Annotated in this window: 10 protein-coding genes and 1 pseudogene; 4 read left to right on the top strand and 7 right to left on the bottom strand. The window is 55.2% G+C overall.

Going from position 1 to position 12,283, the window contains the following annotated elements; genetic code table 11:
* Window positions 1–9 precede the first annotated feature (9 nt).
* Both ACYAC5_RS09810 and ACYAC5_RS09805 read right to left on the bottom strand, forming a co-directional pair.
* A pseudogene (locus ACYAC5_RS09810) lies at window positions 10–766 on the bottom strand (helix-turn-helix domain-containing protein); the annotation flags it as partial.
* Window positions 767–1,014: 248 nt separating this feature from the next.
* Window positions 1,015–1,323, bottom strand: coding sequence for a hypothetical protein (locus tag ACYAC5_RS09805; protein ID WP_110866151.1), 309 nt, complete (start codon window positions 1,321–1,323; stop codon window positions 1,015–1,017).
* Window positions 1,324–1,448: 125 nt separating this feature from the next.
* Between ACYAC5_RS09805 and ACYAC5_RS09800 the strand changes: the two genes are divergently transcribed.
* Together ACYAC5_RS09800 and ACYAC5_RS09795 are read left to right on the top strand one after the other, a co-directional pair.
* Window positions 1,449–1,730: a VF530 family protein gene (locus ACYAC5_RS09800; protein WP_110866150.1), complete on the top strand. Its 282-nt coding sequence runs from the start codon at window positions 1,449–1,451 to the stop codon at window positions 1,728–1,730.
* Window positions 1,731–2,009: 279 nt separating this feature from the next.
* The gene (locus tag ACYAC5_RS09795; protein WP_462062922.1) at window positions 2,010–3,440 is read left to right on the top strand and encodes a purine-cytosine permease family protein; all 1,431 of its coding nucleotides are present in this window, start codon (window positions 2,010–2,012) and stop codon (window positions 3,438–3,440) included.
* A 156-nt stretch (window positions 3,441–3,596) separates the two neighbouring features.
* Here ACYAC5_RS09795 and ACYAC5_RS09790 read toward each other — a convergent pair whose 3' ends face one another.
* From ACYAC5_RS09790 to ACYAC5_RS09775, 4 genes are all read right to left on the bottom strand, one after another.
* The gene (locus tag ACYAC5_RS09790) at window positions 3,597–4,715 is read right to left on the bottom strand and encodes a lactonase family protein (protein ID WP_462062921.1); all 1,119 of its coding nucleotides are present in this window, start codon (window positions 4,713–4,715) and stop codon (window positions 3,597–3,599) included.
* Between the two features lie 9 nt (window positions 4,716–4,724).
* Window positions 4,725–6,068 (bottom strand): enolase C-terminal domain-like protein, encoded by a 1,344-nt coding sequence (locus tag ACYAC5_RS09785; protein ID WP_192411837.1) that lies wholly within the window; start codon window positions 6,066–6,068, stop codon window positions 4,725–4,727.
* On the bottom strand, window positions 6,046–7,398 hold the full coding sequence (locus ACYAC5_RS09780) for an MFS transporter (protein WP_192411838.1): 1,353 nt from the start codon (window positions 7,396–7,398) through the stop codon (window positions 6,046–6,048). The genes ACYAC5_RS09785 and ACYAC5_RS09780 overlap by 23 nt, the downstream gene beginning before the upstream one ends.
* Window positions 7,399–8,124: 726 nt before the next feature.
* Entirely contained in the window at window positions 8,125–8,376 is a 252-nt protein-coding gene (locus ACYAC5_RS09775) for a helix-turn-helix domain-containing protein (protein ID WP_192411839.1), read from the bottom strand.
* 147 nt (window positions 8,377–8,523) lie between these two features.
* On the opposite strand from ACYAC5_RS09775, the gene ACYAC5_RS09770 reads away from it, so the two are divergent.
* Window positions 8,524–9,552: an NADP-dependent oxidoreductase gene (locus ACYAC5_RS09770; protein WP_192411840.1), complete on the top strand. Its 1,029-nt coding sequence runs from the start codon at window positions 8,524–8,526 to the stop codon at window positions 9,550–9,552.
* A gap of 109 nt (window positions 9,553–9,661) precedes the next feature.
* Window positions 9,662–10,915, top strand: a complete 1,254-nt coding sequence (locus ACYAC5_RS09765) for an SfnB family sulfur acquisition oxidoreductase (protein ID WP_462062920.1) — start codon at window positions 9,662–9,664, stop codon at window positions 10,913–10,915.
* Here ACYAC5_RS09765 and ACYAC5_RS09760 read toward each other — a convergent pair.
* Window positions 10,912–12,279: an LLM class flavin-dependent oxidoreductase gene (locus ACYAC5_RS09760; RefSeq protein WP_462062919.1), complete on the bottom strand. Its 1,368-nt coding sequence runs from the start codon at window positions 12,277–12,279 to the stop codon at window positions 10,912–10,914. The genes ACYAC5_RS09765 and ACYAC5_RS09760 overlap by 4 nt on opposite strands.
* Window positions 12,280–12,283 lie beyond the last annotated feature (4 nt).

Genomic DNA, 12,283 nt, shown 5'->3' with positions numbered 1-12,283 from the left:
CCTGCGTTAAGGACCATCACCGGCAGGCACGGACCGGGAGTGGGTATCATCCCGTTTTCCTGTACCAGTTGGGTAAATTCAAGCGCTCTGCTAAGCCGCTTATTGTCGACGACCGCGCCCTGATCAATCTCTGAAAGCCGATCGTAAGTGGAGCAGGGAAGAGCAATGCCGTTTAGACGGGGTTCTTTTTTCCCGTCAGGGTAATGGTAGGCGTCTTGACGAGCAGAAGCTCCATGATTTGGCTGGTTGCATCATCACTATAGACCAGCAGCATGCAGGCAGGACCGCGTTCCTCAAACCAGCGGTGATCGCAGCCGTCGATCTGTATCAGCTCGCCAACGCAGGCGCGACGATAGCGCGGCTGCTGGATCCTCGGCGCACGCATTTTCCGGGGGATCCAGAGTCCGGCGCGAACCATCAGCTGACGCACGGTCTCTTTAGCCAGCACAACGTCATGGAGTTCGGCCAGCTTCTCGCAGGCGAGCGTCGGAACAAAGTCGGCGTAATTATCTCGAATGACGCCCAGAGCAAGTTCAGCAAGGCCAGGAACAAGCTGCCGATTACCGCGCAATCCACGGCGGCGGTTCGCCAGTGCCAGCGGCCCGGACTCGCGGTAACGCGCAAGCAGACGCCGGCAGTGGAGATCCGTAAGGCCAAGTCGTTGTGATGCAAGCGAAGTGGTGAGCCTGCCATCAATGACGTCCTGCAGGATCTTGAGGCGGTTAACTTCATTCATCGTAAAGCACTCCGAACCGTAAGCCGTCATCAGTTGCGTCCTCAGCCGGGAAACCCTGGAAAGAGGACGATAAAGCGGACATCTCAATATAGCCAGAGGCGGACATCCGAATTTAGCCGCTACAACCAAAGGGCGCATAATGTATATTATGTTAAATGAAGTATCTCATTGCGCACTTCAACCATCATCCGCTCATCACCTGCCTTCTTTCACCTCCGTCACCAACAATCCGTAACCCGCGATCATCCCGGCGACGGACTGTTGAACGCACGTTGCCGTTATCTGCGCCCTTTAATCACCGACGCCTTCCAGTTGAAATCACTGACTTCACTCTCTTTCAACGATTCAGGTTTCTTCCTGCGCGTTGGCGTTTTCTTTGCCTTTTCAGCCAGCGCTTTCTCTTTGGCCAGTTTCGTCGTCATAATCTGCTGCCGGGCTTCCGCAGTGAACTCTTTCTCTTTCTTTGCATCCGGCTCTTTGCCAGTGCGCTGGCGATACTTCTCCATCAATCCCTTAAACGCTTCTTCTACTGCAACGCGTTCACTGAGATTGAACTGATCGATGGAAATCATTTTCTTGTCGTTCATAGCGTACCGTCCAATAGTGATTTTCTGGCAACAAGTGTACAGCATTTACCGGCAATGAAGATCGCACCATTGCCGCTTACGTGGCTTTCTTGTAACCTTTGCCGTCAACATTTTAAGGATTTCCTATGAACGATCATCGCTCCAAAGATCCCTTGCACGGCGTCACGCTTGAGATGCAAATTAATGCGCTGGTCGCCCATTATGGCTGGGCCGAACTGGGTAAACTCATCAATATCAACTGCTTCAAAAGCGATCCAAGCGTTAAATCGAGCCTGAAGTTTTTACGCCGCACACCCTGGGCACGCGCTGAGGTTGAAGCACTGTATCTGGATTCACTGGATGATTTTGCTGCGGATAAGGCAGATGATTCCGCGCCAAATCCCTGGACTATGGGCAAGGATCAGTAATTTCTGGCGACAAAACCGGCAGCGCTACGTGAATTCTCGGCAACTTCCACCCTGCTCTTTTTGCAGAATTCACGTAGCGACGTCATATCAACTCCTCCGTTCTATCCATTTCATAACTTCCCAACCTTGCCCGCGTCATCACATTTTCCAATGACCGATCGTATTGTAAGTTTTCATGCTGCATGACAATATCGCCACATGTATATACATGTACCACCAAGAGAAGCCACATCATACTAACAATAATTTCCCATCTTTAGCCGTTTTAGCGAGGAAACTATGTCAGCCGAATCACCTGCAGCAGATCACGCCGGCGCAGAGAAACAGCGCCTGTCAGAAACGCGATCCATTGATTACATTCCTCCGAGCGAACGCCACGGACATCCTTTCAGCCAGTTCACCTTGTGGTTTGGCGGCAATTTGCAAATCACCGCCATCGTAACCGGCGCACTGGCCGTGGTGTTGGGCGGCGATGTGGTGTGGTCGATCATCGGCTTGCTGGTTGGGCAAGTTGTGGGCGCGGCGATCATGTCACTGCATGCCATTCAGGGACCGCGTCTCGGATTGCCGCAAATGATCACCAGCCGCATGCAGTTTGGCGTATATGGTGCGGTGATTCCGTTGGTGTTGGTGTGCATCATGTATGTCGGATTCTCTGCCAGCGGCACGGTGTTGGCCGGACAGGCGCTCGCCAAACTGATTAATACCAGCAATGCGTCAGGCATGATCCTGTTCAGTGCGATTATCGTCGTCATCGCGGTGCTGGGATATCGCGTGATTCACAAGCTCGGTAAAGTAGCCAGCGTGATTGGCGTGCTTGCCTTTGTTTACCTGTTTATCACGTTGCTCTCAACCCATGATCTGTCCGCGGTGTGGCAGAACCAGCATTTCACGGTCGCTAACTTCCTGCTTGCGGTTTCGTTGTCGTCGTCATGGCAGATTGCATTTTGCCCGTATGTTTCTGACTATTCGCGCTATTTACCGGCTAACGTCTCAGCCAAAAAACTTTTCAGCTGCGTTTTCTTCGGCACGGTTTTAGGAACGCAGGCTTCAATGACGTTGGGTGTAATTGTCGCGGCGATTGTCGGTAAGGCTTTCTCTGGCAACGAGGTTGGCTATATTGTCAGTTTAGGCAGCAGCGCTACGATGGCGATGGTGATCTATTTTGCGATCTGCTTCGGCAAAATCACTTTCACCACGCTGAATGCTTACGGCAGCTTTATGTCACTCACCACCATTGTTTCTGGCTTCCGTCAGAAAACCGCATTAAGTCGTGGCGGCCGCATTCTGTTTGTGGTGTTGATGGTGACGATTTCTTGTGTGATTGCGCTGATTAGCGAACCCGCTTTCCTGAAATCATTCACCCATTTCCTGCTGTTTTTACTGGCCTTTTTTGTGCCGTGGAGCGCAATCAGCCTGACCGATTTCTACCTGATCACCAAAGGTAAAGTCGATGTACCGGCACTCTCCCAGCCCAACGGACGTTACGGTCGCTGGAACTGGGCGGGCATAATTGTCTACTTCTGCGGCGTGCTGGTACAGTTGCCGTTCATTGATAATCCACTGCATCACGGTTCGTTAACCTGGATTTTTGCCGGTAATGATGTGTCGTGGATTATTGGCTGGATTGTCACCGCACTGTTGTGGTCAGCCGTAAGAAAGGTCGATCGTCGAGGGACCTTGTCGCACTCTGTTTACCCCAATCAGTGACATTGTCACGCATATCATATTTATGAATCGCGCTCACAAGTGCTTGCAACTTTGAGCGCATTATCATTCAGCCAGCCCACCGCTACACTTTAACTAACGAGAAATATAAGCAACTGTAAGGCGCACCTGGTCGCCATTAATGGCAATCCTTAGGGATTATTTGTAACTCACCACCGTCACCCAATTGGCGTCACCGCCGGCCGGTGCTTCGCCAACGCGCTTTAGCGCCCCGCTTTCTTGATCAATGGCATAGCTGCCGGTCACCGCACTCTTTTCGCCGCTGGCAATCAACCAACGTCCGTCAGCGGTGATCGCGATGCCGCGCGGCTGTTTCTCGACTTGCCAGCTATCAATCAGCGTCAGTTTGCCGTCTGCTTTGTTAATCCGGTATCCGCTGATGGTGCTGCTGGTCCGCTCGCTGACATAGAGAAAACGGCCATCGGGCGTCAGATGAATATCGGCCGCCCAGATGCGCGGCGTGGTGTCGCTGTAGCCCGGCGGTCGCTCTTTGCCGTGTTGCAGTTGATATTTTTCCGCTACCGCATTCGGCGTCTCCGCCACTTTCACCAGCTCACCGCTGGCTTCACGACGAAACTGCGTGATGATGCCGCCCATCTCGCCGATGTTGTAGAGATAGCGATTATCCGGCGACAACACCGAATGGCGCGGTCCGTTTTCTGTCGCCGTTTTCACATAGCCGTTGCCTAACCCCGACAGTTCGCCTTCGGCGCTCAGTTTCAATTGCAGCACGCGGTCGGTGCCGAGATTGCCGACATAAGCCTGCTCGCCGCTCGCATCGACAATCACCGAGTGCGCGGCATGTCCGGTTTTGTAGCTGCCGACCGGCGGCGCCATCAGCTTGCCATCGTTATTGAGTCGGTAAACGTGCACCACATCGCCATCATAGGATGCACCCAGCAGAAAACGACCCTGCGGATCCGTGCTGATGTAGGGATAACTGGCCGCAGCGGATACGCTATTCAACTGGCTGAGATCGCCCGTTATGCTGTCGATGTTCCAGCTCACCAGTTGCAGCGGTTTACTGCGAATCGCGGCGTACAGATGTTTATGATCGGCGCTCAACGCCATCGGCATCACCTTGCCGCCGGCCTGAGTGCGTCCCAATAGTTGCAATGCACCGGTTTGCTCATTCAGCGCGTAGCGCGCGATGGTGCCATCATCGGCTTCTGAAACGTAGACAAAAGTCTGCGCCAGCAACGGCGCGCTGGCGGCCAACGACGCTAATAGCGTTGCCGCGCGTAATAGGTTCTTCATGCTGCTTCCTTAGCGTACCAATGACGGACGTTTGGCGTCATAGCGCCAGTTATCGATCAAAAACTGCATCCCCAGCGCATCGTTGCGATTTTTATCCGGCAGCGCGTTATATAGCGCATGCGCCTGTTCGATGCGATCCATATCCAGCTCGATGCCCAATCCCGGCCCCGGCGGTAACTCCAGATAACCATCGCGGATCTGCGGCGGTTGACGCGTAAGCTGCTGACCATCCTGCCAAATCCAGTGCGTATCAAAGGCGGTTTGACGATCGCCAGGCGCGGCGGCACCCAGGTGCGCCACCATCGCCAGCGAAATATCAAAATGGTTATTGGAGTGGCAGCCGGTTGTCAGCCCCCATTCGTTGCACAGCTGCGCCACCACGTTGGCGTTACGCATCGTCCAGAAGTGCGGATCGGCGAGCGGAATATCAATGGCATTCAGTTGCAGCGCATGATGCAGCTGGCGCCAGTCGTTGGCGATCATATTAGTCGCGACCGGCACGCCGGTGGCGCGGCGAAACTCGGCCAGCGTTTCCCGACCGGAATAGCCTTGTTCAGCGCCACAAGGATCTTCCAGATACGGCACCTTTCCCGCCAGCTGCTTGCCAAAGCGAATCGCCTCATCCAGCGACCAACTGGCGTTAGGATCGACGGTGACGCGTGCTTCTGGGAAGCGCGCCAGTAGCGCTTCCACCGTTGCCACTTCCACTTCGCCTGCCTGCACGCCGCCTTTGAGCTTGAAGTCGCGGAAGCCGTATTGCTCAACTGCCGCTTCGGCCAGTCGCACCACGGCCTCGCTGTCCATCGCCGCTTCATGACGCAGACGGAACCAGCCTTCTTGCTCATGCTCCCCTGATCGATAGTGCATATTGGTGCGCTTGCGATCGGCGATGTAGAACAAATAGCCCAGCACCGGAATGCGGTCGCGCTGTTTACCGCTGGCGAGCAGGTCCGCTACCGGCAGGTTAAACAGCTTGCCCTGCAGATCCAGCAGCGCCGCTTCAATGGCGGCGGCGGCGTTATAAAACTTCTCCGGATTCATCTGCGGGATATGAATGTCGTTGGTGTGTGGGGTTTGTTGCTGACGTGCCTCGCTGCTGAACAACTGGCTCAGCGTCGCGTTGAGACGCAGCAGCGAACTGCCTTCAATCAGCGGGCGAAACTGTTCCAGCAACTGCAAGGTGGATGCATGACACGGCGTTTCGCCAACGCCGGTATGTCCGGCGGAATCGGTCAATATCACGATGATGCGCGTGAAGTAGCAGTTATGGGCGCCGCCAATGTTCAATAACATGCTGTCGTAGCCGGCAACCGGCACGATGCGCATCGATTTAATGACTGGACTGTCTGACATGGTTTCTCTCCGTGTGACCGAAAGCGGGTGGAACAGGTTTGCGACGCAGCAGCAAATAGAGTCCGGTAACCACAGACACGCTGGTTAGCGCGTAAAGTCCGCCGGTGGTGCTGCCGGTGTGCATTTCGAGGTAGCCGAATACCGTGGGCGCAAAGAAGCCACCGAGGTTGCCAATCGAGTTGATCAGCGCAATGCCGGGCGCGGCAATCGAGGCGGGTAATTCACTTTGCGGCATCGGCCAGAAGAACGCCGCGCTCACTTTGGATCCGATGCAGGCCACAATCATCGCCACAAAGCCAAACCACGGCGTACCCAGCGTGGCCATAAAGGTGCCGCACGCGGCGATCAGCATGGCGATGCCGAGCCCTTTGTCCAGTTTATCGCGATAGCGGTCGGTAGCTTTGCCGAGCAGAAACAGCGCGACGATAGCGAACAGCCACGGCACGGCGGTCAGCAATCCGGTTTCAAAGCTGTTGAAGCCCTGAATACGCTGAATGATTTGCGGCAGCCAGAACACTAACGTGTAGCCGGTCATGGTCATGGTGAAGAAGATCAGGCAGTAAGACAAAAGGCTGCGATCGCTGATCAAGCCCCAGCGGCCGTGTTTCACCGCGTGCTCTTCGCGCGCATCATCTTCCAGCGCTAACTGCTGCGCCAGCGCCTGTTTCTCGGCATCGCTCAACCATTTCGCGCCTTGCGGTTTGGATACCAGCACAAAGGCGGCCAGCAAGCCGATCACCATCGATCCGCCGCCTTCCACAAACATCACCCATTTCCAGCCCGCGATGCCGCCAACATCATGCATCATCAGAATGGCACCGGTGAGCGGACCGGAGAATAGAAAAGCGCTGGCGGTGGCGCTCAACACCAACGCGGTAGCTCGCCCTCGCCACGCATTCGGCACCCATTGACGAAAATAGAACAGCACGCCAGGGAAGAAGCCGGCTTCCGCCACGCCGAGCAGGAAACGCAGCAGATAGAAATGCAGCGGCGTACTCACAAAACCGGTAAGCACCACCACCATGCCCCACGTAATCATGATGCGCGTCAGCCACACGCGTGCGCCGAGTTTCTTCAGCATCATGTTGCTCGGCACTTCAAACAGCGCATAACCGATAAAGAACAGCCCCGCGCCTAAGCCGAAGGCGGCCGCACTAATGCCTGCATCCGTTTGCAGTTCGGCTTTTACGAAGCCAATGTTAGCCCGGTCAATCTGGTTCACAATTAACATCAGCGCCAGCATCGGAATGATGCGGCGGAAGAACTTGCCGATAGCCGAGGCGATATGCGCGTCATGATCGGGCGATAATACGTATTGTTGTTGTGTCATGCGTCACCTGTAGGGAGAAAAGCATCGCTATAGGTATATGCAGCAGAGTGTGGCCAGGTGTATGTGGCATTGCCCGAGACCGCTTAGGCAAATGCCCTATGATTGTTAAAATTCATGGTGTTATATTAATTCGCGTCGACAAGTTTACGCTTGGTTTGTGCGCTGGCTCACTACAGGCCCCGTGCCTGAGCATACCTCACATTAAACTGAGCGACTTTCGTTCGCCATAGGCTCAGATTGTTTCAGTTTTGCCGTGCGGCGACCGAGCAAAGGGCGCCTGGCCGCGCCCTCTGCACTCCCGGGCCTTGCGCCAGCCCAATCCGCCGCTGCGCGGTACCTTCAGTCATTCACGATTCCTGACGGACCGGCGCCGATTCGCTCCTGCTCAGAGCCGCCTCTCGCCGCATCCATGCGGCTCGCCCTGGAATCCCTCATTCGTTCAGCGGTTTGGGATGTCGCCTCAACACCCGCGCTGCTGCATCAATGCATTAATTTGACTCACCATCGCTATAAATCCCGTAGGGTCACCATTTATGGTGATCTGGTACACAAATGGCCCAGGTTCCATAAAGTGCTTTCTCAGAAGTTGTTATTTGAAGACATTCGGGTAGTTACAGCTATGAAAACTAAGATAATGTAGATAATTAATTTACCTGAAGGACAAATCCTCCCGATAAAGCAAGTAACTTCAAAAGTTACATATTGAAAATTCATGCAAGGATGAGGTCAATCCTCATCAAATAAAGTGTTTAGGTCTTCTAGCTGTGGAAATGAGAAATCAATGGCTGAAAGTTTCAATCCCAGTGACGTCAAATAAAGAGTAAATGCTTTCAACGATCCCGCGTAATGGCCGTTTTCAATCTGTGAAATAACCGTGCGATGAATGCCTGCACGCGTCGCAGCGTCGGCTTGAGTCCAACGGTTAGCCTTGCGCCTTTCCTGACATTTAGCGCCTATTGCTTGCAAACCAGGCAACATAAAACCTCTATTGTTGGTATATGATAACAATGTCTATATTTTTACCAAAATGTTATCATATAGCAACACTTAAGTTCTGCACAGGCGGCCTTAATGCCTTTTCCTCGTCTACACTTGCCTCACGTGGAAACGCTAATAGAGGTAAAAATGTCGCAATCTAATCAACGTAATCAAGCTTGGCTATTAGCCTCACGCCCGCATGGCGAACCGGTAAAAGAGAATTTCCGCCTGGTGGAGCAGCCCATTCCTGACGTGAAGGACGGCCAAATCCTGCTGCGCACGCTCTATTTGTCGCTTGACCCCTATATGCGCGGGCGCATGGATGACAGCAAATCTTATGCTGCACCTGCTGAACTCGACCAACCGATGGTTGGCGGCACGGTGAGCGAAGTGGTGGAATCTAAACACGCGGATTTCCAGCAAGGCGATGTGGTCCTCGCGCAAAGCGGCTGGCAAAGCTATGCGGTTTCGGACGGAAACGGCGTGGCGAAATTGGGCGATCTGCCCCATCCTTCCTGGGCGCTGGGCATTCTCGGTATGCCGGGCTTTACGGCCTATATGGGCTTGATGGATATCGGCCAGCCAAAACAGGGTGAAACCCTGGTGGTCGCGGCGGCTACCGGCCCGGTCGGTGCAACGGTGGGTCAGCTTGGCAAACTCAAAGGCTGCCATGTCGTCGGCGTTGCGGGGGGTGAAGAGAAGTGTCGTTATGCGATTGAGAAGCTCGGTTTCTCCGCCTGTATCGATCACCATCGTGACGACTTTGCGGAACAACTGGCGGCTGCCTGCCCGGACGGCATTGATATCTACTTCGAAAACGTTGGCGGCAAAGTGTTTGATGCCGTATTTCCGTTGCTGAACACCGCGGCGCGCGTGCCGGTGTGTGGCCTGGTTTCTGGTTACAGCAGCCGCGAATTACCGCCAGGCCCAGATCGCACCCCGCAAATCATGGGCGGCATTCTTAAACGTCGTATTCGCATGCAGGGCTTTATCATCTTCCAGGATTACGGCGACCGTTATCCTGAATTCCTCAAAGCGATGACGCCGCTGGTGGAGCAACAAAAAATCCACTACCGCGAGCACATGATCGACGGGCTGGAAAATGCCCCGCAGGCGTTTTTCGATATGCTAAAAGGCAAAAACTTCGGTAAAACCGTGGTGAAAGTCGCGCAGTAAACCGTTGTGTTAACGCTATTTTTCACTTTGCATAGCCGCAATTGAGATATGGCGCGCGCTGAGCGCATGAGAAGATATTTTCCCTACATCGTCATTATCGGGAGTTCTCATGTCGCTCAGCCAAACCCACATCCTGAAGGTCAATTCCCAACAGCCTGAAGCACCCATTCCCTTACCTGCTGAACCGGCGCATATCATTCGTGATGATGCCGAAGCCATTGAGATTGCTCAACGTCTGGCCACAGAGTTTGCGCGTGACGCCGCACTGCGCGACCGCGAAGGCATCTTGCCGCTCAACGAATTGGATGCATTCTCACAAAGTGGCTTGTGGGCGATGGCGATCCCTAAAATCTATGGCGGCGCGGGCGTATCCTGGGTGACGGTGGCGAAAGTCATCGCCATCATTTCGGCGGCAGATTCCGCACTCGGTCAGCTACCGCAGAACCATTTAGCCGGCGTGGCGCATCTGGTGGCGGATGGCAGCGAGGCGCAGAAACAAGAACTACTGGGCGAAGTGCTGGCTGGCTTGCGCTGGGGCAACGCTTTCTCCGAGAAGAATTCGCGCACCGTCGCCGATTTCCAGACGCGTTTTCAGCGTGAAGGTGATGACGTGGTGATCAACGGCGAGAAATTCTACGCCACCGGCGCGCTGCTGGCGCATCGGATTCACGCAGTGGCGCTCGACGACCAGGATCGCGCGCATCTGATCGTGCTGGATCGCAACACGCCGGGCGTGACCATCATTAACAACTGGTCGAGCTTTGGTCAGCGCACCACGGCATCGGGCACCGTGCTACTGGAAAACGTGCGCGCCCCGCAATCCCGCGTGATCCCGGCTTATCAGGCGTTTGAGCGCCCGACTGCCGCCGGTCCGATTTCGCAGATTATTCAGGCGGCGGTGGATGTGGGCATTGCTCGCGGCACTGTTGAAGACACGCTGCATTTTGTGCGCGAGCGGTCACGTCCGTGGATTGATAGCGGCCAGGAGCGCGCATCCGATGATCACTTTACGCTGGCGGCAGTCGGGGATTTGAAAATTCGCCTGCACGCCGCTGAAGCCTTGCTGTGGCGCGCTGGCGAAGCGATTGATCTGGCGCTGCGGCAACCCGATGAAAGCACGGTTGCAGCAGCAACGGTTGCTACCGCTGAAGCCAAAGTGTTAACTACCGAAATCGCTATTCTGGCAGGTAACAAGCTGTTCGAACTGGCGGGTACGCGCTCAACGCTGCAGGAATTCAACCTCGATCGCCACTGGCGCAATGCGCGCACCCACACGTTGCACGATCCGGTGCGCTGGAAGTATTACCATGTTGGCAATTATTACCTCAATGGCACCCCGCCGCCGCGCCATGCCTGGAGTTAACGGTGGCGAAAACGTGCCGCTGGATGGTCAGCCGTGAGTCGCGGCTGACCAAACAACCGTTCGCGCAAGGTTACGGCGTGCGCAGGCGTTTCGCGGATAAGCCCTCGGCTCCGCAGCACCGGCATCACATGCTGGATAAAATCCTCAAAGCTGCCGGGACTAATCGCCCACGCCAGATTGAAACCATCAACACCCGACTCCGCGGCAAACTGTTCCAGCTGATCGGCAATGCTCTCTGGGCCGCCGATCAGCAGCGGATGCAATCCGCCAATGCCGATGTAGCGCGCCGCATCACGCAGCGTCCAGCGTTTTTGATCGTCAATGCGCGTCAGGCTGGCTAAGGCTGAGCGACAGGCATCGGTTTCACGAAACGCCAGCGGCGTATCCAAATCCTCCTGTGACCAGTCGATACCGGTCCACGCAGAGAACAGTGCCAGCGCGGCCTCTTCGCTGATGTACTGCTGATAATCGCGATATTTAGTCTGCGCGGCTTCATCACTCTCTGCGGTGATCACCGTGATCGCTGTGACGAAACGCAGCGAAGCCGCATGGCGCCCTTCTGCTGCGGCTAACTGGCGAATGCGTTGGATATCCGCAGCAATGGCCTGCGGCGTAACGCCGCCGAGAAATATCACTTCCGCGTTGCGTGCAGCGAATTGCGCCCCGCGACTGGAGGTTCCCGCCTGAAACAGCACCGGCGTGCGCTGCGGACTGGGCTCGCTTAGGTGCGCATCCGGTACCTGATACCAGCGCCCGGCATGCTTGATAGCGTGCACTTTGGCCGGATCGCTATACACGCTGTTTTGCTTATCGCGCCGCACCGCGTCCTCTTCCCACGATCCTTCCCACAGCTTGCCGGTGATATCGAGAAACTCCTGCGCGCGATCGTAGCGTTCATCGTGCGGAATTTGCTGCGTCAGCCCCAGATTACGTGCCGCTGAATCCAGCATTGACGTCACCACATTCCAGGCGATGCGTCCGTTGCTCAGGTGATCAAGCGTGGTGAATTTGCGTGCCAGCAGATACGGCTGTTCGTAGGTGGTGGAAACGGTAATACCAAAGCCCAAATGTTGCGTCACCGCTGCCATTGCAGAAACCAGCAATAGTGGATCGTTAACCGGCATTTGTGTCGCCAGACGCAACGCCGCGTCCGGCTTGTTTTGCCACACGTCCAGCTGGCCCAGCGCATCGGCGATGAACAGCGCATCAAACCCGGCGCGATCCAGCTGTTGGGCAATATCGGTCCAGTAACGCAATTCGGTATAGCGATGAGCCTGATCCTGCGGATGCCGCCACAATCCTGCGGAGATGTGGCCCGGCACATTCATCATAAAACCAAACAGTAAAAACGGTGCCCGGCTCATCTTT

The organism is Pantoea sp. y20, from assembly GCF_054903455.1.
Note: the sequence above shows the minus strand (reverse complement) of the source record. Positions and strands in the feature narration are given on the sequence as shown.

Coding starts and splice junctions, on each gene's coding strand:
- ACYAC5_RS09805 (WP_110866151.1), bottom strand. CDS start 1,323: ATGAACGACAAGAAAATGATTTCCATCGATCAGTTCAATCTCAGTGAA.
- ACYAC5_RS09760 (WP_462062919.1), bottom strand. CDS start 12,279: ATGAGCCGGGCACCGTTTTTACTGTTTGGTTTTATGATGAATGTGCCG.
- ACYAC5_RS09770 (WP_192411840.1), top strand. CDS start 8,524: ATGTCGCAATCTAATCAACGTAATCAAGCTTGGCTATTAGCCTCACGC.
- ACYAC5_RS09780 (WP_192411838.1), bottom strand. CDS start 7,398: ATGACACAACAACAATACGTATTATCGCCCGATCATGACGCGCATATC.
- ACYAC5_RS09785 (WP_192411837.1), bottom strand. CDS start 6,068: ATGTCAGACAGTCCAGTCATTAAATCGATGCGCATCGTGCCGGTTGCC.
- ACYAC5_RS09765 (WP_462062920.1), top strand. CDS start 9,662: ATGTCGCTCAGCCAAACCCACATCCTGAAGGTCAATTCCCAACAGCCT.
- ACYAC5_RS09775 (WP_192411839.1), bottom strand. CDS start 8,376: ATGTTGCCTGGTTTGCAAGCAATAGGCGCTAAATGTCAGGAAAGGCGC.
- ACYAC5_RS09800 (WP_110866150.1), top strand. CDS start 1,449: ATGAACGATCATCGCTCCAAAGATCCCTTGCACGGCGTCACGCTTGAG.
- ACYAC5_RS09790 (WP_462062921.1), bottom strand. CDS start 4,715: ATGAAGAACCTATTACGCGCGGCAACGCTATTAGCGTCGTTGGCCGCC.
- ACYAC5_RS09795 (WP_462062922.1), top strand. CDS start 2,010: ATGTCAGCCGAATCACCTGCAGCAGATCACGCCGGCGCAGAGAAACAG.